Source organism: Halobaculum magnesiiphilum, from assembly GCF_019823105.1.
In the GTDB taxonomy this organism is placed as follows: Archaea; Halobacteriota; Halobacteria; order Halobacteriales; family Haloferacaceae; genus Halobaculum; species Halobaculum magnesiiphilum.
In genome coordinates, this window is sequence record NZ_CP081958.1 from 2,083,029 (window position 1) to 2,105,606 (window position 22,578).

A 22,578-nucleotide genomic window follows, 5' to 3' on the forward strand; every position below is an offset into this window, starting at 1 on the left:
TTCTCCCGCGTTCGCCTCCGCGACGCCGCGAACGTTTTTGTCGGATACCGGGACCACGCTCGCCGTGTCCTGACAGTCGTCGCGCGACGGTCAGCGGGTGTGAGGCCGCTCAGGCCTCGGCGCGGACGGCGCGAGCCGTGTGCGCGTGCGGTCAGCCGTCGCGTGTCGCGTCCCTGCCGGCCCCGCGCGGGCCGTCCCGGCGACGCACCGACCGCCTGTCAGCCATCTCCTGAGCGTCGCGACCGCCGACATCGACGAACGCGCGGGGAACGTTCTTGTCCGCGGAGCGGCTACGTCGAACCGACCGTGAAGCTGGACGACTACGTCGAGTTCGAGGCGAACGAGCGGGCCGAGCGCCGACGGCTCGCACAGGAGAAGTCCTACGAGCTGATGGACCACCTCGAGTCGTTCCAGCACCGCTTCGACGAGGCCACCGACGGCGACTCGGTGTTCGGGTCCGTCTCGCCGTCGATCTTCGTCGGCTCCTCGAACTACCCGAACCTCTCGACGGGCCTGCTGTCGCCGGTCGGCCACGAGGACGACGCAGCGACCTACGAGACGAGCGGCGCGTGGTACGAGGAGGACGTCTCCATCTCGGACGTGTTCGAGCGGCGCACCTCGCTGCTCAACTCGAACAAGGGGGTCGACGCGCGCGAGGCCGCGAGCGTCCACGACGCCTGGGACGGCTTCCTCGGCGTCCAGCGCGAGGTCGCCATCGCCGACCGCCCGGTCGACGTGGAGGTGTTCCTCGACGACGGCCCGGCCATCGACTACGACGTGTCGCCCGACGACATCGCGACGCCGACGGGACCGCGCGCCCGCGCCGCCGACGCGGACCTGACGGAGAACCCGCACGTCCCGCGGCCGGTGAAGAAGACGCTGGAGGACGACGACTGGCGCGCGGAGGGGGCGATGAACTACCTCTATCGCCGCGGGTTCGACGTGTACGACATCAACACCGTCCTCTCGGCGGGCGCGCTCGGCCGCGACGACCAGCGACGGCTGGTGCCGACGCGGTGGTCCATCACCGCCGTCGACGACACGATCGGGAAGTACCTCCGGGGGACGATCCGCGACCGCCGGAGCGTCGACACCGTCCAGGTGTGGCGCAACGAGTACCTCGGCAACGCCTTCTGGGTGATCCTCGCGCCCGGCGACTGGGAGTTCGAGTTGGTCGAGATGAAGTCGCCGGGGAGCATCTGGCACCCCGACCCCGAGGGAGACACGTACCTCTCGTCGGCCCACGAGAACCGCGAGGGACGGACGCAGTACGTCGACGAGACGGCGGGCGCGTACTACGCCTCCCGGTTCGGCGTGCTCGAACACCTCTCCGAGCGCGGCCGACAGGCGAAAGTACTCGTCCTCAGACACGTCTCCGACGACTACTGGGGGCCGGTCGGCGTCTGGCAGGTGCGCGAGAGCGTCCGCAACGCCTTCGAGGGCGAACACGGCGAGGCCGAGACGTTCGAGGAGGCCGTCCGCGGCGTGAGCGAGCAGCTGCCGGTGTCGCTCGCGCGGCTCCGGGGGAAGTCGACGATGGTCGCGGGGTTACAGTCGAGCCTCGCGGACTGGACGACGTAGCCCGAGCCCGTCTGCTCGCTCCCGTCGGTCGGGTTTCGGGAGCCGTGCTGTCTCCGTACAGCCCCGCCGTCAGAGTTACTCGATCGGGCACCGACACCCCGGTATGGCCCTCCCGATCGGACAGATCCCCGGCGGTCCGGAACTGCTGATCGTCCTCCTCGTGCTCCTGCTCCTGTTCGGCGGATCTGCGCTGGCGGCGATCGTGATCTTCGGGGGAGTGAAGCTCCTCGGCGGCGACGGTGACGACGACCGGATCGCGTCGCTCGAACGCGAACTGGCGGAGACTCGCACGGAACTACGTGCGCTCCGCGAGGAGACGGGGGCGGCCGAGAGGGAGACCGCCGACGCCGCCGGCGACACCGCGGGCGATGCAGACGACGGCGACGCTGCGGACGACGCCGCCGGCGACACCGCGGGCGATGCCGGTCGTGACACCGCGGGCGGCGCCGACCGCGATACCGCAGGCGACGCCGACGGCGACACCGCGGACACTCCCGTCGACGGCGACGATCCCGACTACGAGGAGTCGAGGTCGGCGTAGGCGGCGTCGACCATCTCGCCGGTCTCCTCGATGATACGGTCCATCTCCTCGGCGTCGGTGTCGAGTCCGAGTAGCCGCGCGATCCGCATGATCGAGACGTGGTACACGGCCTGGACGCCCGGTTCCTCCTCCCAGATCACGACGTTGCAGGCGAACAACCCGCCGATGCGGCCGTCGGTCGCGTCGAGCGCGCGGTCGGCCATCCGCGGGTTACACGCGCCGAGCACGTAGTACGGGTCGCGGCCGGCCTCGACCTTCTCGTTGAGCAGCTCCGACGGCGAGAACTCGACCGGGACGCCGAAGCCGTGGGCGGTGAACGTCTCGCGGACGTGTTCGACCGCGTCCGCGTGATCCATCTCCAGGGTCGCGCGCTTCTCGCCGTAGTCGTCGCCGCGGATCGCTTCGGGATCGATGGGGAGCTGCATGGCTCGCGGTTCGACGGGCGGCGTCGAAAAGCTGGCGCCGATGCACGCCTCGCGCCCGGCCGCCGTGTGCGGGTTCGCTCCGGCTACTCCGCCGTCTTGACGGGGCCGCGGCCGATCACGTCCTCGACGGCGTCGACGAACGTCTGGCGGCGGTCGAAGTAGGTGATCTCGACCTCGCTCAGCACGTCTTCGAGGTCGCGGGGGCCGTCCGGTGTCCGGACGGTGGCGTCGCCCTCCTTGTCGAGCACCTTCGATTTCTCCTGGGGCCACGTGAGCCGGGAGGCGACACGCGCCAGCGGCGCCCCCTCGATCGTCGGACCCTCGCCGAGCTCGACGGCGGGCTCCTCCTCCTCGGGTTCGTCGTCGTCAGCCATGTCCCCGAGTTCGCCCACGGTCCGCCTAATCCTTTCGGAGCGCCGCTACGGGTCGGCTTCCCCGTCGCGGCGGGCGAGCACGGATCCCTCCCTGCCGATCGCGGCGGAACCGGCGGACCGTGGGGACGTGCGTCATGCCGACGTCTGACGTATCGTTTTAAGTGATGATGGTATAACACCGGTGTATGAGCAGCCTCGCCGAGGTGTACGAAGGCCAAGTCGGCGAGTACGCCAGCCTTCGGCGACTGTACCTGGGCGTCGGGTCGTTCTCGCTGGGTGCACTCCTCGTCGTCGCGGGCATCGTCATCGCGGCGACGGATCTGACGACGGCCATGCTCGGCTGGAACCTCGGCCAGGCGCGCGAGACCGCCGGGATCCTCGCCGGGCTCGGCATCCCCGCGACGTTCCTCGGCGTGCTGGCGGTGATGCCGACGAGCCGCCGAACGCAGGCGGCCGCGGTCGTCGGCGCGGGCGTCGCGGTCCTCGGCGTGGCGCTGTTCGCCCACGCGTACCCGTGTCACTGGTCGGGCGCGCGCTGTGCCGGACAGTACGCCGATCTCACCCTCCCGACGACGGGCGTGTACTTCCTCGGGGCGTTCACGACGTTCTGGTGTCTGTTCACCGGCGTCGCGAACTTCAAGGCGCGCAACAGCCCCGGCGGAACGGTGAGCCTGGAGATCACTCGCGAGGGGGAGACGAAGGTGATCGAGGTACCGAAATCGACCGCGGAGGAGATCCGCGGCGCCAAGGGGTCCACCGGAAGCGTCGGGGGCGTCGGCCTGCTGGGCACCACCCCGGACGGGAGCGTTGAGACGCAGACGAACCGCCCCGAGTCCGGCCGGAACCGGGAACGGAAGCCCCAGTCCGCGTCGACCGCCGGCGGTTCCGGCGCCGGACCCGTCGGGGGCGCCGGTCCGGGCGGCGACCCGACCGCGGGCGCGGCGAGCGACGGCGGGGCGTCGTCGTCCGACATCACTCCGCTCGCGGAACGGCAACAGCCCGAGTCGTCGCCGGGGATCGACCGAATCGGTCCGTCGGCCGAGGGCCCCGCAGTCGAGTCGTCGGCGGCGTCGGAGCGAGGAACGGCCCGATCCCAGTCGCCCGGCGACTCCTACTGCGGTTCCTGCGGGCACTTCCAGTACGTCCGTACCGACCAGGGCATGCAGCCCTACTGTGGCCTCCACGACGACCTGATGGAGGACATGGAGGCGTGCGACGACTGGAGCCCGCGCTGAACACCCGCTCGTACCTCGGGCACAGCAGTCGACGTTCGGTACTCTCGCCGGCTCCCCGTCCGTGAGTCACAGCGACGCGAGCGTCTCCGCCACGTCGTCCCAGTGGCTCCCCGTCCAGAAGTGCTGGTCGCAGACGAGACACCGCCAGATCGGTCCCTCGTCGGGCGCGTACTCGGGTCGTTCTTCGTTTTCGTCCTCGTCCACATCGACGCGCTCGACGGGGCCGTTGCACGCGCCACAGCGCGACGGCTGCGCTTCGATCTCCAGCGCAACGCCCGCCTCGTGCAGCTCGCGGAGCTGGTCGGTCGTCTCGCGCTCGGTCAGGAGAACCGCGCCAGGGGTCGACGCCGCGAGGCTCCGGTCGCGGGTGATCAGCCTCCGGCCCTCGGCGGCCGCAAGCGACCGGATCGCGGTGTCGTCCTCGACCCCCCGATCCGGCGCGTAGGCGGCGTCGTAGCCGCACATTCGGAGGTAGCTCGCGAGGTTTCCGAGCATGGCGTCCAACAGGAGGGCGTCGCGGTCGGGCGCGATCGCGCTCGGGTGGGTCGCGTCGCCGTGGGTGTCCTCGCCCCCGTGCCCGCCCATCCCGCCGTCCTCGTTCATCCGTCGAGGAACGCGCGCAGCCCGTCGGCGTCGCGCGCGTTCAACACGTCCGTCGCCTCCGCCCAGCCGCGACGTGCGGTGTGGACACCGTAGCGGACGTTGCCGAACTCTGCCGGGGAGTGGGCGTCCGTGTCGATCGCGACCGTCGCGCCTGCCTCGACGGCCGCCCGGACCGCGTCGCCGTGGAGGTCGAGGCGCGCGGGGTTCGCGTTCACCTCCAGCGCGGTGTCGGCGTCGGCGGCCGCCTCCGCGAGCCGCTCGAAGTCGATCTCCAGCCCGGGGCGCTGGTTGATCAGCCGGCCGGTGGGATGCCCGAGGATGTCGACGTGTGGATGCTTGACGGCGCGGATCAGCCGGTCGGTCGCGTCCCCCTGATCGAGCGCGGCGTGGGGGGAGGCGACGACGATGTCGAGGTCCGCGAGCAGGTCGTCGCTCGTGGTCACGTCGCCGTCGGCGTCGACGTTCGCCTCGACGCCGTGGAACACCTCGATATCGACGTCCTCGCGGACCGCCGCGACCGCCTCGGCCTGTTCGCGCACCTCCTCGTCCGTCAGCCCGGTGTCGCCGAAGACGCCCGGTCCCTCGGCGTGGTCGGTGACGCAGTGGTAGTCGTAGCCGTAGTCGGCCGCCGCCTGCACCATCTCGGCGACCGTGCTCGCGCCGTCGGACCACTCGGTGTGGGTGTGGAGGTCGCCGCGGATCTCCCCCTCCGTGAGGAGGTCCGGGAGGTCGCCCTCGACGGCCGCCTCGATCTCGCCGGTGTCCTCGCGCAACTCCGGCGGGATGACGGGCAGGTCGAGCGCGCCGTACATCTCCGACTCCGCCGCGCCGCCGAGACGTTCGCCGACGCGCTGTCCTGCGTCCGGGTCGTCCACGTCGCTCACATCGTCGGACGCGTCCGCGTCCGACTGGCCGTCCGAGCGTAGCTCGGAGACATCGAAGACGCCGTACTCGTTGAGCTTCAGTCCGCGATCGATCGCGAGGTTCCGGAGGGTGACGTTGTGGGCTTTCGAGCCGGTGAAGTACTGGAGCGCCGACCCGAACTCCTCGGGGACGACGACGCGGAGGTCGACACGGATCCCGTCGACGCTGACGCTCGCCTTCTGCTCGCCCGCCTCGATGACCTCGTCGGCGTCGGGCCAGTCGGTGAACAGGTCGACGACCGCCTCGCCGTCCTCGCTGCCGACGAGCACGTCCACGTCGCCGATGGTGTCCTTCCAGCGTCGGATGGAGCCGGCCACGTCGAGGCGTTCGACGGCCGCCTCGCCGTCTAGGTGGCCCATCACCTCCTCCGCGAGCGGGCGCGCGTCGCCGAGGCGCTGGCGCTGGCCCGCCTCCCTCGCGAACGCGACGTTGTCGAGGATGTTCTGCTCGGTCTTCGCGCCGAAGCCCTTGATCTCCTGGATCTTCCCCGCCTCGGCGGCCGCCTCCAGCTCGTCGAGCGTCGTGATCTCGAGCTCCTCGTACAGCGTGCCGACGGTCTTCGGGCCGACGCCCTCCACCCGCGTCAGGGCGGCCATGTCGACGGGGAGGTCCTCGCGCAGTTCCTCCAGTTCCGCGATCTCGCCGGTCTCCAGGTACTCAACGATCTTCGCGGCGATCGCGTCGCCGACGCGGTCGATCTCGGCGACGGCGTCCTCGCCGCCCTCGCTCGCGAGGTCCTCGATCGCGCGCGGGTGGTCGCGGACGTTGTCGGCGGCGCGGCGATAGGCGTTCGGCTTGTACTCGACGCCCTGCGCCTCCAGCAGGTCCGCGAACTCCTCCAACAGGCCGGCGACCTCGGCGTTGCGCATGCTACGTGCCCATCCGGGTGGATGTGACTTAGAACGACGGGCCGGGATCGGCTTCGATGTCGGCGGTCCCGGTGCGGTCACCCAGCCCCCGCACCGGCGGTTGTCGTCCCAACTGTCGGACCATACACCCCCCGTGATCCCCTCCAGGAGCTCGATCGTTGATGTGGCGAAGTCGTGATATTTGACGGTAGAGGGCGTAGAGGGAGGAATCTACGCTGATATTTTCACCGATCGGGTTAAATCGGCCTTGTCATTGATCCGGATATGGTACTCGACCTGGGTGCACTGGACGCGAAGGAACTGGTACTCGTCGCCGTGGCGATCGCGGGGCTTGTTCCCGTGCTCACGCAGCGTACTGACGGTTCGCGGCTGTTCACCGTCGGCTACGTGTTGCTGTGCTTCGGCGCGGTGGCGACGAACGCCGAACACCTCCTGCTGGGGGAGGTGCTCGGACTGCTCGAACACGTCGTCGGCATCGGGGCCGCGGGCGTCGTGTTCCTCGTCGCCGCGCGCAGTCGCCGTCGGCGGATCGTTGACGGCGAGGAGATCGGTTCGAACGACCTCGATTCGGACGCGGTCGACGGCGGGCAGCCGCCGATCGACGCGGTCGGGGCCGACGGCGGGGAGGCGGCCTGATGGTCGAACTCACCGCGGTGTTCGACCTCGCCGGCTTCCTCGGCTTCCTCGGTGCCGCGCTCTATGCCGCACTCAACTACCGGGACGCCGAGGTGGAGTCGGGGTTCTGGGCGAACTACTTTCTCGCGAGCGTCCTGGGCGGCGCGTGGACGGGCGTGGTGCTCGCGGAACACGCCGGCGTGCAGTGGGCTGTCCTCGACACGCTGAGCGTCTCGCTGCTCACGGCGACGGTGGCGGCGTACGCCGTCGGCACCTCCGGCACGCTGTCGGTCGTCGAGGAGTCGAAGACGTCGATGCTGCTGGCCGAGCGGGAGGCCGAGAGCGCTCGGGAGGCGCGCGCGGAGGCGGAAGCCGCGAGCGAGGAGTCAGAGCGCGCCCGGATGGAGGTGCGCGAGCTCCACGACTCGCTGACCGACCGCGCGGAGGCGTTCGGGTCGTCGATGCGTCGGGCGGCCGAGGGCGATCTGACCGTCCGGCTCGACGACGGGGGCCACGACGACGCGCTCGCGGTCGTGGCCCGGTCGTTCAACGAGATGATCGACGACCTCGAGAAACTCGTCGCCGAGGCCGGCGAGACGGCCGGATCCGTCGCCGTGAGCGCGGAGGACGTCGCCACGGGCGCCGAACAGATCCGGTCGGCCAGCGAGCGCGTCAGCGAGGACGTCGAGTCAGTGTCCGAGTCGACAGTCGACCAGGGCGACCTCCTCCGTGAGGCGGCCGACGAGATGAGCCAACTGTCGGCGACCGTCGAGGAGGTGGCGTCCTCGGCAGACGACGTGGCTATCCTGTCGCGACGGGCGGCCGAACGCGGCGAAGCCGGCAGCGAGTTCGCGAGCGACGCGCTCTCGGAGATGGACGCCGTCGAGGAGCGGACGACCCGCGCGGTGGAGCAGGTGGAGCGCCTCGAGCGCGAAGTGGCCGAGGTGGGAGAGATCGTCGAGACGATCTCGGGGATCGCCGACGAGACGAACCTGCTCGCGCTCAACGCCTCCATCGAGGCCGCCCGCGCCGGCGAGGAGGGCGAGGGGTTCGCGGTCGTCGCCAGCGAGGTGAAGACGCTCGCCGAGGAGGCGTCCGTCGCCGCTGGCGACATCGAGCGGTTGGTGGACGACATTCGCTCGGCGACCGATGACACGGCCGAGAACATGCGCGCCACCGGCGAGCAGGTGCGGAAGGGGCGCGAGACCGTCGATGACGCGCTCCTCGCGCTGGAGGACGTGAGCGACGAGATCGAGTCGGCGGACGACGGCGTCCAGGAGATCAACCGTGCGACCGACTCACAGGCCGCCTCCACCGAGGAGGTCGTGGCGATCGTCGAGGAGGCCGCGGCCGCCGGCGAGCGCAGCGCCGCGACGGTCGACGGCGTCGCCACCGCCGCAGAGGAGGCCGCCACTTCGACCACGCAGATATCAGAGCGTGCCGAGGGACTGTCGGCCCTCTCCGACCGACTCACCGCCCGGCTCGAACAGTTCGAGACGGGGACCGCGGCGGCTCCGGCGGCAGCCGGGACGCCCGCCGACAGTTCCGTTACCGCCGCCGACGGCGGCAGGACTCCGGAGCGGAACGACTGACACACCGCCCGCACGAGGCGACCGCGGGGCCGCGCATCGTCCACGGGATCGACGGCGGGAGTCGCCGGGGATCCGTCGGACGGGTCCCCGCTCGTCGACGCGCGGCGCGGTCGGTCAATACCCGCCGCGCTTGCTCCCGCTGGCGTCCTCACGCCCCAGCGCCTTCTTGAGGAAACTCATCCAGCGCTTCTTGTCCATCGCCTCCTGGCGTCGCGCCTCGCTTTCCACGTCCGCGGGCCGGAGGTTGTCGAGGGCCTCGAGCGCGCGGTCGATGCCGATGATCGACGCCGCCAGCTCCTCGCCCGTCTCGAAGTCGACGCGGTTCTCCTCGATCTCCTCCAGCCGTTCCAGCCGCTCGCGCCGGAGGTTGCGCTTCGCCCGCTCGACGCGCTCGCGTTCGCCCTCGGGGATCGTCTCGCGGCGCTTGATCTCGAAGACGAACGTCCGGAGGTCGAACTCCTCGCCCTGCACCTCGATGCGGTCGGGGATGTCAGCGCCGATGGTCGCGCTCTCCTTGGTCACGCGTTCGAGGAGCTGTTTGCGCTGGTACTCCTGCACGGTCTGTCGTCGGCGGTTGGGCCGCCAGCGTGTTTCGTGTTTCGCTCGGACGACCCGGATCGGGGCGGGTCGGGACGAACGGTACCAGGTCGAGACGGATCGGTGCCGGGTCGGGGCGGATCGCGAGGATCCCCGCCACCCGAATCGTTAATGGTCCTTCCGGCAGTTGTTGCGTCCATGTACGACGACGACGACCTCGCGGAGATACGCGATTCCCGCGAGGAGTGGGAGGAGGAGACCCGTGACCCCGTTCTGGACGCACACGGCGAGCGCAAGGACCGATTCGCGACGGTCTCGAACCTGGAGATCCAGGACCTCTACGGCCCGAACGACGTAGCCGACATCGACTACGAGGAGGACATCGGATTCCCAGGCGAGGAGCCGTACACTCGCGGCCCATACCCGACGATGTACCGCGGCCGGACGTGGACGATGCGCCAGTTCGCGGGCTTCGGCACCGCCGAGGAGACGAACGAGCGCTTCCACTACCTCATCGAGAACGGCCAGACGGGCCTCTCGACGGCGTTCGACATGCCCAGCCTGATGGGGAAGGACTCCGACGACCCGCTCTCTGACGGCGAGGTCGGCAAGGAGGGCGTCGCCGTCGACACCCTGCGCGACATGGAGATCCTCTTCGACGGCATCGACATCGGCGAGGTGTCGACCTCCTTCACGATCAACCCCAGCGCGCCGGTGGTCTTCGCGATGTACGTCGCGCTCGCCGACCGGAAGGGCGTCCCGCGCGAGGAGCTTCGGGGCACCTTCCAGAACGACATGCTCAAGGAGTTCATCGCCCAGAAGGAGTGGGTGATCCCCCCCGAGCCCTCTCTCGACCTCGTCACCGACACCGTCGAGTTCGCGATCGACGAGACGCCCGGGATCTACCCCATCTCTGTCTCGGGGTACCACATCCGCGAGGCCGGGTCGACGGCGGTCCAGGAGCTGGCGTTCACGCTCGCCGACGGCTTCGCGTACGTCGAGGACGCCGCCGAGCGCGGGCTGGATGTCGACGACGTGGCCCCGCAGCTGTCCTTCTTCTTCAACTCGCACAACTCCATCTTCGAGGAAGTGGCGAAGTTCAGGGCGGGACGACGCATCTACAGCCGGATCATGGACGAGTGGTACGACGCCGAGGACGAGGCGTCCAAGCGCCTGAAGTTCCACACGCAGACCGCGGGCCAGTCGCTCACCGCCCAGCAGCCCCTCAACAACATCGTCCGCGTCACCATTCAGGCGCTTGCGGGCGTGCTCGGCGGGACGCAGTCGCTGCACACCAACTCCTTCGACGAGGCGCTGGCGCTGCCCTCCGAGCAGGCCGTCCGCGTCGCCCTCCGGACCCAGCAAATCATCGCCGAGGAGTCGGGTGCGGCCGACTCGGCGGACCCGCTCGCGGGCTCGTTCATGGTCGAGAGCCTCACCGACGAGGTCGAGGAGAAGACGATGGCGTACCTCGAGGAGCTGCGGGAGATGGGCGACGGCTCCGTTCGCGACGGCGTCCTCGAGGGGATCGAGCAGGGGTACTTCCACCGCGAGATCCAGGAGGCCAGCTACGAGTACCAGGAGCGCGTCGACGACGGCGAGGAGGTCGTCGTCGGCGTCAACAAGTACACCGTCGAGGACGACCCCGAGCCCGACCTGCTCCACGTCGACGAGGAGGTCCAGGACCGACAGCTGGAGCGGCTCGCCGAGGTGAAGGCCGAGCGCGACGACGACGCCGTCGAAGAGGCGCTCGCGGCGCTGGATGCGGCCATCGAGAACGACGAGAACGTGATGCCGTACGTCGTCGACGCGGTGAAGACGTACGCGACGATGGGCGAGATCATGGACGTGTTCGAGAAACACCACGGCGCCTACCGCGAGACGATCGGGCTCGCGTCGTAGACGGGGGCCGGCCCGACCGAGCGCGCCACCCCTGGGCGCGTTGACATATGACTGTCACCGGTTTTTCGGCGTCGAAACCGCGCGACGACACGTGGATGTTGACGGAGTGAGGCAGTTTTATCACGGTCGATTCCGACGTATCGCGTGACTATGTCAGACGATGACGTGGAACTGGAGGCCCGGCTCGAGGAGCAGGAGGTGTTCGAGCCGTCCGAGGAGTTCGTCGAGCAGGCGAACGTCTCGGACGCCGCCATCTACGACGAGTTCGAGGAGAACTGGCCGGAGTGTTGGGAGCAGGCCGCGGACCTCCTCGACTGGGAGGAATCGTACGACCAGGTGCTCGACGACTCGAACCCGCCGTTCTACGAGTGGTTCACCGACGGCAGCCTGAACGCCTCGACGAACTGTCTCGACCGGCACCTCGACGAGCGCGGCGACGAGGCCGCCATCGAGTGGGTCGGCGAGCCGGTCGACGAGGACAACGTCACGCTCACGTACAACGACCTCCACGAGAAGGTGAACGAGGCGGCCGCGGCGCTGCGGGACCTGGGCGTCGGCGAGGACGACGTCGTGACGATGTACATGCCGATGATCCCGGAGCTGCCGATCGCCATGCTGGCGTGCGCCCGCATCGGCGCGCCGCACTCGGTCGTGTTCGCGGGCTTCTCGGCGGACGCGCTGGCGACCCGGATGAACGCCGCAGACTCCGAGTACCTCGTCACCTGCGACGGCTACTACCGCCGCGGCGACCCGCTCGACCACCTCGACAAGGCCAACGAGGGCCTGTCCGGCGTCGAGCACGACACCGACACGGTCGTCGTCGACCGGCTCGGTCCCAACGGCGACGACTTCGGCCACGACCTCGCCGCGAACCAGCACGACTGGGGCGAGCTGATGGCCGCCAACGAGGGCGCCGAGGTGGAGCCGGTCGACCGCGACGCCGAGGACATGCTGTTCCTCATGTACACCTCCGGCACCACCGGGCAGCCGAAGGGTGTGAAACACACCACCGGCGGCTACCTCGCGTGGACCGCGTGGACCTCCCAGGCGGTGCTCGACATCAAGCCCGAGGACACGTACTTCTGCTCGGCCGACATCGGCTGGATCACGGGCCACTCGTACATCGTGTACGGGCCGCTCGCGCTCGGGACGACGACGATGATGTACGAGGGGACGCCCGACCATCCCGACCGCGACCGCCTGTGGGAGATCATCGAGGACTACGGGGCGAACCAGCTGTACACCGCGCCCACCGCCATCCGCGCGTTCATGAAGTGGGGTCCCGAGTACCCCGAGCGCCACGACCTCTCCAGCCTCCGGCTGCTTGGGACGGTCGGCGAGCCGATCAACCCACGCGCGTGGAAGTGGTACTACAAGCACATCGGGAACGAGGAGTGCCCCGTCGTCGACACGTGGTGGCAGACCGAGACCGGCGGCATGATGGTGACGACGCTGCCGGGCGTGAAGGACATGAAGCCCGGCTCCGCGGGGCCGCCGCTGCCGGGGCTCGACGTGCAGATCGTCGACACCAACGGCGAGGAGATCGATCCCGGCCGCGCGGGCTATCTCACGGTGAACAAGCCGTGGCCCGGGATGCTCCGCACGCTGTACCGTAACGACGAGCGCTTCATCGAGGAGTACTGGGCCGAGTACTCCGACACCGACTCCTCCGACTCCGAGGACTGGGTGTACTTCCCCGAGGACGGCGCGAAGATCGACGACGACGGCTACATCACCGTGCTCGGGCGCGTCGACGACGTGATCAACGTCTCCGGCCACCGGCTCGGGACGATGGAGATCGAGTCGGCCATCGTCGGCGTCGAGGGCGTCGCCGAGGCGGCCGTCGTCGGCGGCGACCACGAGGTGAAAGGCGAGGCCGTCTACGCGTACGTCATCACCGAGGAGGGGCAGGCCGAGACCGAGGAGTTCCGCGCGGAGATCGTCGAGGCCGTCGAGGACGCGATCGGGCCGATCGCCCGCCCCGAACAGGTGATCTTCACGCCCGAGCTCCCGAAGACCCGTTCCGGCAAGATCATGCGCCGGCTGCTGGAGGATATCGCCAACGAGGACGAGCTCGGCGACACCTCCACGCTGCGCAACCCCGACATCGTCGAGGACATCCGTCAGGTCGTTCAGGGAGACTGAGCGCGTCGGACTCACGGCCGTACCGTCGTACTGCCACACCGGCGACCCGATCCACGATTTTTCCGCTCCTCGCCCGCCAGCCACGCCGCCACGCGCCGCCCGGCTCGGCGGTACCGGCCCTCGTCGCCGTCGAACGCTGCGAACCGACGATGCGACCGTCCGGAGACGTGAACTCCCCCCGTGTCGCCCGTTACCGCCCCCGCAACGATTATCACGAACGTGCCTGAAGTTCCGCTGGCTATGGAAAAACCGCTGTTAGTGACCGACTTCCTCGACCGCGCCCGCCGCAACTACGGGAGCCACGAGGCGGTCCTCGGGGTGGACGGCGACCGCTTCACGTACGACGAGTTGGGCGAGCGCGCCGACGGGTTCGCGGCGGCGCTTCAGGCGCGCGGCATCGAGAAGGGCGACCGCGTCGCGGTCCTGGACCCGAACACGCACTACCACCTGGCGGCCGCCTATGGGAGCTTCCAGGTCGGCGCGGTCCACACGCCACTGAACTACCGGCTCGTCGAGTCGGACTTCGAGTACATCCTGAACGACGCCGGCGTCGACGCGATCTACGCCGACCACGCGTACGCCGACAAGATCGAGGCGATCCGCGACGACATCCCCACCGAGACGTTCATCACGAACGACGCCGACGCCGTCGAGGGCGACTGGGAGGCGTTCGACGAGCTGATCGCCGAGTCGACCGACTACGACCGGCCGGAGATGAGCGAGGACGAGGTGATCACGATCAACTACACCTCCGGGACCACCGGCGACCCGAAGGGCGTCTGCCGGACCCACCGGACGGAGACGGTCCACGCCTACCAGATCGCGATCCACCAGGAGATCCGCGACGACGACACGTACCTGTGGACGCTCCCGATGTTCCACGTGAACGGCTGGGGGCACATCTACGCGGTCACCGGGATGGGCGCCCGGCACGTCTGCACCCGCGGCGTCGACGAGGAGTACGTCTTCGACAAGCTGCGCACCGAGGACGTGTCGTACTTCTGTGCGGCGCCGACGGTGCTGAAGATGCTCGGCGACCACATCGACGAGCACGGCGGCGAGCCCGACGCCGGGCAGGACGTGCGCGTCGCCACCGCGGGCGCCGCCCCGCCCGAGGCGGTCATCCGGACCGTCGAGAACGAGTTCGGGTGGTACCTCAAGCACGTGTACGGCGCGACCGAGACGGGGCCGCTCATCACCTCCAGCGACGCCCGGCGCTACTTCGACGACGACTCCGACGACCGTTTCGCGGTGAAGAAGACCCAGGGGATCGGCTACCTCGGCACGGAGATCCGCGTCGTCGACGAGGACGGCAACGACGTGCCGCAGGATAGCGAGACCATCGGCGAGGTCGTCGTCCGCGGCAACTCGGTGATGGACCGCTACTGGAACAAGCCCGAGGCGACCGAGGAGGCGTTCTCCGAGCGTCTCGAAGGGTACTACCACATGGGCGACCTCGCGGTCGTCGACGACAACGGGATGATCTCGATCCAGGACCGCAAGAAGGACATCATCATCTCCGGCGGGGAGAACATCTCCTCGATCGAGGTCGAGGACACCCTCTTCAGCCACGATCAGGTCGACGACGTGGCGGTCATCCCCTCGCCGCACGACGACTGGGGCGAGACGCCGAAGGCGTTCGTGGTCCCGACCGGCGGCGACCCGAGCGACCCCGGCGTCACCGCCGACGAGCTCATCCAGTACGCCCGCGACAACATGGCCCACTACAAGGCGCCCACGAGGATCGAGTTCGTGAAGCAGCTCCCCAAGACCTCCACGGGGAAGGTCCAGAAGTACGAACTCCGCCAGGAGGAGTGGGAGGAGGAAGAGCGGATGGTCGGGGAGGGATAGTCCGTCCCCGCACGCCTGTCGCCCGCCCGCCGGCAGCCCACCTGCCGCCTGCGGGCCGCTATCCCCCGCCTGCCGCCTGCCGCCTGCCGGCCGCCGCATCGATCCTCGACCGACGACACGCCGTCACCCGTTTTTCGACGCCGACGCTCAGTACCCGAGCGCCGACAGCGTCGCTGTCAGCCGAACGGGTTCGTGAAGCCGTCGTCGCGGCCGTCGCGACCCCCGTGACCGCCCTCGCCGCCGTCGGCGAACGCGTCCGTTCCGTCGTCGCCGTCGCCGAAGCGGAAGCCGCCGGCGTTCGTCGTCACCGTCATCCCGAGCATGTCGGGGCGCTTGCGCAGCGCGGCGGCGACCTCGCGGTAGGCGTCGGCGGCGTCGCTGTGCGGGCGGTAGGAGACGGCCGGCTGGCCGGCGTCCTGTGCCTTCGGGATCGACTCGTCGTGGGGGACGTGCCCGAGGAGTTCGGTGTCGAGGAAGCTCGCGATCCGGTCGGCGGGTGGCGAGCGACCCGTCCCGGACTTCGTGAGCACGACGCCGCCGACGGGGGCGTCGGCGCGCTCGGCGACGGTGATCGTCTTGTCCGCGTCGCGGATGGACGCGACCCGCGGCGTCGACACGAGCACCGAGGCGTCAGCGCCCGACATGGGCACGACCGTCTCGCTGCTGACGCCGGCGGCGGTGTCGACGAGCACGGCGTCGTAGCGGGCCTTCAGCGCGTCCATCGCGGCCGGGAAGCGGTCGAGATCGGAGTCGACGAAGCCGTCGAGGGTGACGCCGCTGGGCACCACGTCGAACCCGCCCGGCGCGGGGTAGGTGGCGTCGGTGACGCCGGCGCCGCCCGCGAGCACGTCGTGGAGGGTCCGGCCGCCGTTGACGCGGATGTCGAGGAAGTCGACGGCGTTCGCCATCGCCAGGTCCGCCTCGACGACCGCGACGGCGCGCCCGTCCTCCGCGAGCGCGGCCGCGAGGTTGAGGCTCGTCGTCGTCTTGCCGACGCCCCCCTTCGCGCCGACGACGGCGAGCACGCGTCCGTCCATGCCCGGGGTTCGTCGTGCTCCCGACTTAACTGCCGCCCCCGAAGTATCGCGCGTGAGACTTCCGGGGCCGGGTCCGGCCCCGTCGCGGTCGGCCGCCGCGCGCGACCGCGGGGCGGGCTTCGGGTTCACCGAGCCGACCTACGGGTCCGCCGAGTCGGTCTAGAGGTACGCCGCGTCCCACCGGCTCGCCTTCCGTTTGTTCCCGCACTCGCTACACTCGACGCGGTCCATGGTGTCGACGTTCACCGCGAAGCCGCCGCAGTTGCCGCAGACGTACCCCTCCCGCTCGGTGCGCTCGCGGTCGGCGTACGTCGCGTAGAAGGGAGCCTTCGACGCGCGCTCGGCCTCGTCGTAGGCGACGTACACCTGATCGCCGTCGTCGGTCACGCGCGCCTCCGTGAGCACCTGCTCGCCGTCGCCGCTGGGGAAGCGCGCGAACACGCGCTCGCGGAACTGCTGGTCCCCGATCTCGACGGTTCGATCGCCGATCTCGGCGAACCCCTCGCGCTCGTAGAACTCGCCGCCCGCCTCGTTGGCCGCGAGCACGCGTCCCTCGAGGCGCTCGGCGCCCAACTCCAGCAGCTCCGTCTCCGCCCGGCGCAGCAGGTCGTCGCCGACCCCCTTCCCGCGGTGATCCGGGTGTACGTGGAGCCAGTCCAGCTCCCCGACCGGCTCGCGGCGCTCGACGAGCTGACTCTGGACGAACCCCACGATATCGCCGTCCTCGACGGCGACGACGAACACCGCGTCCTCGTCGGCGAGCGCGTCGGTGACCGTCTCGGCGTCGTACCACGACTCGACGGCGTCGTCGATGAGGTCCGCCGAGAGCGCGTGGCCGTAGGAGGCCGACAGCGATGCGCGCGCGGTCTCGCTGATGTCGTCAACGTCCTCGGTCGTCGCGTCCCTGAGGTCCATGTGGGTCGGTAGCACGGTCAGTCACTTAATCACGCGGGCACTTACCCCGGCGCCGATCCGGTACGACCCGCTTACCACCCGCCGTGGACGAAGGTCCGGCGCGGCGGTGCGGCTCCCCGTCGTCACCGTCACGAACCGCCGCCTCCCGTGGTACTATCACGCACGATGCGTATCGGTGAGGTATGCCCGAGACGCTCTGTTTCGACATGTACGGGACGCTGTGTGACACGAGCAGCGTGACGAGCACGCTCGCCGACGAACTCGGTGCGCCCGACGCGCTCGTGTCGGAGTTGGACGCCACATGGCGAGCGAAGCAGCTCCAGTACTCCTACCAGTCGGCCCTGATGGAGGAGTACCGGCCGTTCTGGGACGTGACCGCCGACGCGCTCGCGTACGCGCTGAACCAGTGGGGCGTCGAGGCCGACGACCCGACCCGCGAGCGGATCCTCGCCGCCTACGAGCACCTCGACCCGTATCCGGACGCGATCGAGACGCTGACCCGGCTCTCGGAGGCGGGCCACACGGTGACGGTGCTGTCGAACGGCAACCCCGAGATGCTGGAGACGCTCGCCGACAACGCGGGGCTCGCGCCGCACCTCGACGACGTGATCAGCGCCGACGAGGTGTCGACGTTCAAGCCGAACCCCGCGGTGTACGAGAACGCGGCCGACCGCACCGACACGCCGATCGACGGCTGTCGGCTCGTCTCCGGCAACGCCTGGGACGTCGCGGGCGCGGGGAGCGCGGGGATGGCGACCGCGTGGGTGAACCGGGCGAGCGACCCGTTCGAGGAGATCGGCGTCGGCCCCTCCCTCGAGGTGCGTTCCCTCTCGGAGGTCGCGGACGAACTCGCCTGACCGCCACGCTCGGGGAAACCCGTGTCGCCGTCGGGACGAAGTTTATTGCTTGATCGACCGACTGAAACGGCCTACGAGTGATAACCATTATCATGGGGGATCTCGGCTTTCCATATTACCAATATTAACACGATTTAAGGGGATATGGGCGGAACGTTCATTAAGGTTGCTTCCCGCGGTTGGGTCATGGCACGGGATACCACCGCACTCAGCAGACGTGATGTGCTCAAGGCGTCCGGCGCAGCCGGCGCCGCAGGATTGACAGGACTGGCCGGTTGTGCCGGCATCGGCGGCGGCGGCAGCTCGGAGTACCCGGCGCTCGGGAACTATCCGGTCGAGGGCGACGAGGTCGTCTTCGGGTTCAACGTCCCCCAGTCGGGGTCGTACTCCCAGGAGGGCGCCGACGAACTCCGCGGATACAACCTCGCGAAGGAACACTTGAACAACGGCGGCGGCTGGGTCGACGACTGGGACGGCCTCACCGGGGACGGCGTCCTCGGGAAGACCGTCGCGTCCGTGGAAGGTGACACGGCGACCGACCCCGACACGGCGCGCCAGTCAGCGACGCGGATGATCAACCGCGACAACGCGATCATGATCACCGGCGGGTCGTCCTCCGGTGTCGCCATCGCGGTTCAGGAGCTGTGTCAGGAGGAGAAGGTCCAGTTCCAGTGTTGTATCACCCACTCCAACGACACCACCGGGGGCTCGTGTGTCCGCTACTCCTTCCGGGAGATGTTCAACGCGTACATGACCGGGCAGGCGCTCGCGCCCGTCCTGGCCGAGGAGTACGGGGAGGGCCTGAACTTCTACCAGCTGTACGCCGACTACTCGTGGGGGCAGACCCAGCAGGCGTCGATGGAGCAGTTCTTCACCGAGGTCGGCAACTGGAGCCAGATCGAGTCGGTGCCGACGCCGCTCGGTACCTCCGACTACTCGTCGTACCTCTCGGACGTGCCGCGCGACGAGACGGACGTGCTCGTGCTCAACCACTACGGGCTGGACGCGGCGAACTCCCTCCCGCAGGCGATCGAGGCCGGCCTCGATCAGGACATGGAGATCGTCGTCCCGCTGTACAACCGGCTGATGGCCGAGGCCGCCAGCGACTCCATCGGCGGCATCTTCGGCACGGCCGACTGGAACTGGCAGCTGGAGGACGACGCCTCCCAGTCGTTCGTCGAGTTCTACCGCGAGGAGCACAACCGCGCGCCCAGCTACGGGGCCCGCATCGCGTACACGCAGACACTGCAGTACGCCGCGGCCGTCGAGCGGGCCGAGACGTTCTACGCGCCGGAGGTCATCCGCGAGCTGGAGGGCCACGAGTACAGCGGCGCGGGTCTCGGCAACGAGACCATGCGTGGCTGCGACCACCAGGCGCAGCGCGACGTCCTCGTCATGCAGGGCGCCGACCCCTCCGAACAGACGGAGGACCTGCTGCTCAACATCGTCAGCCAGACCCCGCGGGACGACCTGGGGTACGCGTGCGACGCCGGCCCGGCCGCCGAGTGTGAGCTGGGCGACTACGGCGACGAGTGACCGACGGCTAGGTCCTCCAACTCCGTACCGGCACGTTCTTATCGACTCACCTGAACCACGTCAACGAATGTCAACACCGACAACTACTACCAAGCGGACCACACCGCACCTACACGAACGATAATGTTGCTCCTACAGTCCGAGATCGCATCGATACTCCTCAACGGCCTCCAGCAGGGCGCGATCTACGCGCTGTTGGGTATCGGCCTCACTATCATCCTGGGGACGATGGAGTTCCTGAACCTCGCGCACGGGGCGCTCTATCTCGTCGGCGCGTACACGGGACTGATCGTCTTTCAGGAAACCGCCCTCTCGAACGGGCTGTTGTACAGTTCCGGGATAACGACCCTCGGCTTCGAGGGAGGGTTTCTCGCCGCGCTGATCGTCGTCCCGATCGTCGGGTTCGGCATCGGGCTCCTCATGGAGCGGTTCGTCGCCGAGCCGTTCTACGACCGGCCCGAGACGGACCAACTGCTCGTGACGTTCGGCCTCGCGCTGATCGTCGAGGAGACCGTCAAGAACGTCATCGGCGGAAACACGTTCCAGTCGATCGCCCCCTCGACGATCTTCGGCGTCAACGTCTCCCAGCCGATCAGCCTGCCGCTCGTCGGCCTGTTCCCGTCGTGGCGGCTGCTGATCATCGCTATCGCGTTCGTCGTCATCGGTCTGACGTACCTCGCGATCGAGCGGACCGACTTCGGGCTGGTCGTCCAGGCGGGCACCCACGACTCCGAGATGGTCCGGATCTTGGGCATCCCGATCAACCGCTCGTACAGTCTGGTGTTCGCGGTCGGGGCTGCGCTCGCGGCCTTCGCGGGCCTCATCGGCGCGTCGATCCAGACGGTCAGCCCCCAGATCGGCACTGAACGAGCCCTGATACCAGCGTTCCTCACCATCGTCGTCGGCGGCGCCGGCTCCGTTCGCGGGGCCATCGCCGGCGGCTTGGTGCTGGGCGTCATCATCTCGGCGATGACCCAGACGTACAGCCAGTGGGCGCAGATCGTTCTCTACCTGTTCGTCGCGCTCATGCTCATCGTCAAGCCCGAGGGCCTGTTCGGCTCCGCGGAGGTGGGCGAATGAGCGGCGACCGCTCGGGCGACACGAACGAGGCGGTCCCCGACGGCGGCACCGTGACCGAGGAGGCCGCCGGCGGCTCCGGCGGCTCCGCGCTGGCGGGGCTGCGCGAGCGCGACGACTTCGTCGTCATCGCGACGGCGGCGGCGCTGGTCGTGTTCCCGTTCCTGCTGATCGACGTCCTCGGGGTGGTCGGGGAGGTGATCGGCATCTCCATCGGCGGCTACACCGGTCTGCCGTCGTTGGTGCTCATCTACGGCATCATCGTCATCGGCTTCAACCTCCTGCTCGGCTACACCGGCCTACTGTCGTTCGGACACGCCGCCTTCTTCGGCTCTGCGGCGTACTCCGCGGCGCTGTTCAGTCAGGTCGTCCCGAGCCCGATCCTCATGGTGATCGCCGGCACGATCGTCGCGACGCTTCTCGCGTGGCCGATCGGGTTCGTCTCGATCCGCCGGTCGGGCGTGTACTTCGCGGTCCTGACCCTGACGTTCGGGCAGGCGCTGTACTTCTGGGCGCTCGGCCCGGGAGCGTGGCTCACCGGCGGCGACAACGGCTTCTCGGGGATCGAGGCACACGGGCTGTTCGTCGGGGTGATCCCGCTGGACGCCCAGCTGATCCCCGTGTTCGACTCGTACACGGTGATGTACGCGTTCACGTCGGTCGTGATGCTCGCCGCCCTCTGGGTCGGCAACCGGATCATCAACTCGCCGTACGGTCTCATCTTCGAGGCGCTCGGCGAGAACGAGGAGCGTGTCGAGTTCGTCGGGCTCAACGTGTTCCGCTACAAGCTGATGGCGTTCATCATCTCCGCCGTGTTCGCCGGCGTGGGCGGCGCGATGTTCGTCATTCACGAGCAGTACATCCACCCGACGACGGGGCTGTACTGGATCCAGTCGGGCGACTTCGTCATCATGACGGTCCTCGGCGGCACCGGCAGCCTCATCGGGCCGGTGTTCGGCGCGCTCGTGTTCGAGTACGTCGCGAACGTCATCTCCGGCGTCAGTCTGCCGATGATCGGCTCCATCGGCTCGCTGTGGCGGTTCGTGCTCGGTGCGGTGTTCGTGTTCATCGTGTGGGTGTTCCCGCGCGGCATCTACGGCGCGTTCGCGGACCTCGCGGCGATGGTGAACGGCCGGGGCGGCGGCGACGGCGACAAGCCGGCCGCGGCCGACGGGGGTGAGCGCGAATGAGCCTCCTGCACACGGACGGCCTGACGAAGGAGTTCGGCGGGCTGGTCGCCGTCGACGACGTGACCTTCGAGGTCGAGTCCGGCGAGACGCGGGCGGTTATCGGCCCGAACGGGGCCGGCAAGTCGACGCTCATCAACTGCATCACCGGCGCGCTCGAGCCGACCGCCGGCACCGTCGAGTTCGACGGACAGGACATCACGAACCTGGAGCCGCACGAGACTGTGCAGGCGGGGATCTCGAAGTCGTTCCAGACGGCGTCGATCTTCCCGGAGATGACCGTCCGGCAGAACGTCGAGATCGCTGCACTGGCGGCCGAACACGGCTCGTTCCAGGTCAACTTCCTCAAGCGACTCGCCGGGTTCGACGCGGTGCACGACACGGCCGACCGGATGCTCGAGGCGGTCGATCTGCTCGGGGACGCCGACGTGGAGGCGGCGAGCCTCCCGTACGGCGACAAGCGCCGCCTGGAGATCGCGATCGCGTTGGCCTCCGAGCCGGACCTGCTGTTGATGGACGAACCGACCGCCGGCATGTCGCCGGACGAGACGGCCGAAACCGTGGACCTCGTGGAGGAACTCCAGGAGGACCTCGGGCTCACGATACTCATCGTGGAACACGACATGGAGATCATCTTCCGAATCGCCGACCGGATCCTCGTGTTGAACCGCGGGCAGGTCATCGCAGACGGCACGCCCGAGGAGGTCCAACAGAGCGAACAGGTGCAGGAGGCGTACCTCGGGGGGGTGGAGCTGTGAGCTCCGACGCCCCCGAC

20 protein-coding genes are annotated in these 22,578 nt (G+C 69.1%); 13 read left to right on the forward strand and 7 right to left on the reverse strand.

What is annotated here, in order from left to right:
• Positions 1–306: 306 nt before the first annotated feature.
• Together nreA and K6T50_RS10575 are read left to right on the forward strand one after the other, a co-directional pair.
• The gene (gene nreA, locus K6T50_RS10570) at positions 307–1,581 is read left to right on the forward strand and encodes a DNA repair protein NreA (RefSeq protein ID WP_222606565.1); all 1,275 of its coding nucleotides are present in this window, start codon (positions 307–309) and stop codon (positions 1,579–1,581) included.
• A gap of 103 nt (positions 1,582–1,684) precedes the next feature.
• Entirely contained in the window at positions 1,685–2,122 is a 438-nt protein-coding gene (locus K6T50_RS10575) for a hypothetical protein (protein WP_222606566.1), read from the forward strand.
• Here K6T50_RS10575 and K6T50_RS10580 read toward each other — a convergent pair.
• Both K6T50_RS10580 and K6T50_RS10585 read right to left on the reverse strand, forming a co-directional pair.
• Positions 2,098–2,547, reverse strand: a complete 450-nt coding sequence (locus K6T50_RS10580; RefSeq protein WP_222606567.1) for a DUF302 domain-containing protein — start codon at positions 2,545–2,547, stop codon at positions 2,098–2,100. The two genes, K6T50_RS10575 and K6T50_RS10580, sit on opposite strands and share 25 nt — an antisense overlap.
• A gap of 83 nt (positions 2,548–2,630) precedes the next feature.
• Entirely contained in the window at positions 2,631–2,921 is a 291-nt protein-coding gene (locus K6T50_RS10585; protein ID WP_222606568.1) for a DUF5789 family protein, read from the reverse strand.
• 185 nt (positions 2,922–3,106) lie between these two features.
• Here K6T50_RS10585 and K6T50_RS10590 point away from each other — a divergent pair, with 185 nt between their 5' ends.
• Positions 3,107–4,156, forward strand: coding sequence for a cell division protein CdpA domain-containing protein (locus tag K6T50_RS10590; RefSeq protein WP_222606569.1), 1,050 nt, complete (start codon positions 3,107–3,109; stop codon positions 4,154–4,156).
• A 66-nt stretch (positions 4,157–4,222) separates the two neighbouring features.
• Here the strand turns inward: K6T50_RS10590 and K6T50_RS10595 are convergent, their stop codons facing one another.
• Positions 4,223–4,759 (reverse strand): Mut7-C RNAse domain-containing protein, encoded by a 537-nt coding sequence (locus tag K6T50_RS10595; RefSeq protein ID WP_222606570.1) that lies wholly within the window; start codon positions 4,757–4,759, stop codon positions 4,223–4,225.
• Positions 4,756–6,552: a DNA polymerase/3'-5' exonuclease PolX gene (locus tag K6T50_RS10600; RefSeq protein WP_222606571.1), complete on the reverse strand. Its 1,797-nt coding sequence runs from the start codon at positions 6,550–6,552 to the stop codon at positions 4,756–4,758. The genes K6T50_RS10595 and K6T50_RS10600 overlap by 4 nt, the downstream gene beginning before the upstream one ends.
• A 264-nt stretch (positions 6,553–6,816) precedes the next feature.
• On the opposite strand from K6T50_RS10600, the gene K6T50_RS10605 reads away from it, so the two are divergent.
• Both K6T50_RS10605 and K6T50_RS10610 read left to right on the forward strand, forming a co-directional pair.
• Entirely contained in the window at positions 6,817–7,188 is a 372-nt protein-coding gene (locus tag K6T50_RS10605) for a hypothetical protein (RefSeq protein ID WP_225935303.1), read from the forward strand.
• Positions 7,188–8,759: a methyl-accepting chemotaxis protein gene (locus K6T50_RS10610; RefSeq protein WP_222606572.1), complete on the forward strand. Its 1,572-nt coding sequence runs from the start codon at positions 7,188–7,190 to the stop codon at positions 8,757–8,759. The genes K6T50_RS10605 and K6T50_RS10610 overlap by 1 nt, the downstream gene beginning before the upstream one ends.
• A 114-nt stretch (positions 8,760–8,873) precedes the next feature.
• On the opposite strand, the gene K6T50_RS10615 is transcribed toward K6T50_RS10610, so the two are convergent.
• Positions 8,874–9,317 carry a DUF5788 family protein gene (locus tag K6T50_RS10615; protein WP_222606573.1) on the reverse strand — a complete coding sequence of 148 codons (444 nt, stop codon included), beginning with the start codon at positions 9,315–9,317 and terminating at the stop codon, positions 8,874–8,876.
• A gap of 177 nt (positions 9,318–9,494) precedes the next feature.
• On the opposite strand from K6T50_RS10615, the gene K6T50_RS10620 reads away from it, so the two are divergent.
• The 3 genes from K6T50_RS10620 (at position 9,495) to K6T50_RS10630 (ending at position 15,194) form a co-directional block, all read left to right on the forward strand.
• Positions 9,495–11,198 (forward strand): acyl-CoA mutase large subunit family protein, encoded by a 1,704-nt coding sequence (locus tag K6T50_RS10620; protein ID WP_222606574.1) that lies wholly within the window; start codon positions 9,495–9,497, stop codon positions 11,196–11,198.
• Between the two features lie 150 nt (positions 11,199–11,348).
• Entirely contained in the window at positions 11,349–13,343 is a 1,995-nt protein-coding gene (gene acs, locus K6T50_RS10625; protein ID WP_222606575.1) for an acetate--CoA ligase, read from the forward strand.
• Positions 13,344–13,583: 240 nt separating this feature from the next.
• Positions 13,584–15,194 carry a long-chain-fatty-acid--CoA ligase gene (locus K6T50_RS10630; protein WP_222606576.1) on the forward strand — a complete coding sequence of 537 codons (1,611 nt, stop codon included), beginning with the start codon at positions 13,584–13,586 and terminating at the stop codon, positions 15,192–15,194.
• 176 nt (positions 15,195–15,370) lie between these two features.
• On the opposite strand, the gene K6T50_RS10635 is transcribed toward K6T50_RS10630, so the two are convergent.
• Positions 15,371–16,231, reverse strand: coding sequence for a P-loop NTPase (locus K6T50_RS10635; RefSeq protein ID WP_222606577.1), 861 nt, complete (start codon positions 16,229–16,231; stop codon positions 15,371–15,373).
• 159 nt (positions 16,232–16,390) lie between these two features.
• On the reverse strand, positions 16,391–17,146 hold the full coding sequence (locus tag K6T50_RS10640; RefSeq protein ID WP_222606578.1) for a GNAT family N-acetyltransferase: 756 nt from the start codon (positions 17,144–17,146) through the stop codon (positions 16,391–16,393).
• Between the two features lie 182 nt (positions 17,147–17,328).
• Between K6T50_RS10640 and K6T50_RS10645 the strand changes: the two genes are divergently transcribed.
• The 5 genes from K6T50_RS10645 (at position 17,329) to K6T50_RS10665 (ending at position 22,561) form a co-directional block, all read left to right on the forward strand.
• The gene (locus tag K6T50_RS10645; RefSeq protein ID WP_222606579.1) at positions 17,329–18,003 is read left to right on the forward strand and encodes a haloacid dehalogenase type II; all 675 of its coding nucleotides are present in this window, start codon (positions 17,329–17,331) and stop codon (positions 18,001–18,003) included.
• Between the two features lie 186 nt (positions 18,004–18,189).
• The gene (locus tag K6T50_RS10650) at positions 18,190–19,539 is read left to right on the forward strand and encodes a substrate-binding protein (protein WP_222606580.1); all 1,350 of its coding nucleotides are present in this window, start codon (positions 18,190–18,192) and stop codon (positions 19,537–19,539) included.
• Between the two features lie 126 nt (positions 19,540–19,665).
• Complete coding sequence (locus K6T50_RS10655; protein ID WP_222608893.1) at positions 19,666–20,619, forward strand: branched-chain amino acid ABC transporter permease; 954 nt, start codon at positions 19,666–19,668, stop codon at positions 20,617–20,619.
• Positions 20,616–21,806, forward strand: coding sequence for a branched-chain amino acid ABC transporter permease (locus K6T50_RS10660; RefSeq protein WP_222606581.1), 1,191 nt, complete (start codon positions 20,616–20,618; stop codon positions 21,804–21,806). The genes K6T50_RS10655 and K6T50_RS10660 overlap by 4 nt, the downstream gene beginning before the upstream one ends.
• Complete coding sequence (locus tag K6T50_RS10665) at positions 21,803–22,561, forward strand: ABC transporter ATP-binding protein (protein WP_222606582.1); 759 nt, start codon at positions 21,803–21,805, stop codon at positions 22,559–22,561. The genes K6T50_RS10660 and K6T50_RS10665 overlap by 4 nt, the downstream gene beginning before the upstream one ends.
• The last annotated feature ends 17 nt before the right edge of the window (positions 22,562–22,578 follow it).

Excerpts from the sequence above, each read along its gene's own strand:
- K6T50_RS10605 (WP_225935303.1), top strand. The coding sequence starts at position 6,817 with ATGGTACTCGACCTGGGTGCACTGGACGCGAAGGAACTGGTACTCGTC.
- K6T50_RS10635 (WP_222606577.1), bottom strand. The coding sequence starts at position 16,231 with ATGGACGGACGCGTGCTCGCCGTCGTCGGCGCGAAGGGGGGCGTCGGC.
- K6T50_RS10640 (WP_222606578.1), bottom strand. The coding sequence starts at position 17,146 with ATGGACCTCAGGGACGCGACGACCGAGGACGTTGACGACATCAGCGAG.
- K6T50_RS10580 (WP_222606567.1), bottom strand. The coding sequence starts at position 2,547 with ATGCAGCTCCCCATCGATCCCGAAGCGATCCGCGGCGACGACTACGGC.
- K6T50_RS10630 (WP_222606576.1), top strand. The coding sequence starts at position 13,584 with ATGGAAAAACCGCTGTTAGTGACCGACTTCCTCGACCGCGCCCGCCGC.
- K6T50_RS10585 (WP_222606568.1), bottom strand. The coding sequence starts at position 2,921 with ATGGCTGACGACGACGAACCCGAGGAGGAGGAGCCCGCCGTCGAGCTC.
- K6T50_RS10645 (WP_222606579.1), top strand. The coding sequence starts at position 17,329 with ATGCCCGAGACGCTCTGTTTCGACATGTACGGGACGCTGTGTGACACG.
- K6T50_RS10575 (WP_222606566.1), top strand. The coding sequence starts at position 1,685 with ATGGCCCTCCCGATCGGACAGATCCCCGGCGGTCCGGAACTGCTGATC.
- K6T50_RS10665 (WP_222606582.1), top strand. The coding sequence starts at position 21,803 with ATGAGCCTCCTGCACACGGACGGCCTGACGAAGGAGTTCGGCGGGCTG.
- K6T50_RS10595 (WP_222606570.1), bottom strand. The coding sequence starts at position 4,759 with ATGAACGAGGACGGCGGGATGGGCGGGCACGGGGGCGAGGACACCCAC.
- acs (WP_222606575.1), top strand. The coding sequence starts at position 11,349 with ATGTCAGACGATGACGTGGAACTGGAGGCCCGGCTCGAGGAGCAGGAG.
- K6T50_RS10590 (WP_222606569.1), top strand. The coding sequence starts at position 3,107 with ATGAGCAGCCTCGCCGAGGTGTACGAAGGCCAAGTCGGCGAGTACGCC.
- K6T50_RS10660 (WP_222606581.1), top strand. The coding sequence starts at position 20,616 with ATGAGCGGCGACCGCTCGGGCGACACGAACGAGGCGGTCCCCGACGGC.
- K6T50_RS10600 (WP_222606571.1), bottom strand. The coding sequence starts at position 6,552 with ATGCGCAACGCCGAGGTCGCCGGCCTGTTGGAGGAGTTCGCGGACCTG.
- K6T50_RS10650 (WP_222606580.1), top strand. The coding sequence starts at position 18,190 with ATGGCACGGGATACCACCGCACTCAGCAGACGTGATGTGCTCAAGGCG.
- K6T50_RS10610 (WP_222606572.1), top strand. The coding sequence starts at position 7,188 with ATGGTCGAACTCACCGCGGTGTTCGACCTCGCCGGCTTCCTCGGCTTC.
- K6T50_RS10620 (WP_222606574.1), top strand. The coding sequence starts at position 9,495 with ATGTACGACGACGACGACCTCGCGGAGATACGCGATTCCCGCGAGGAG.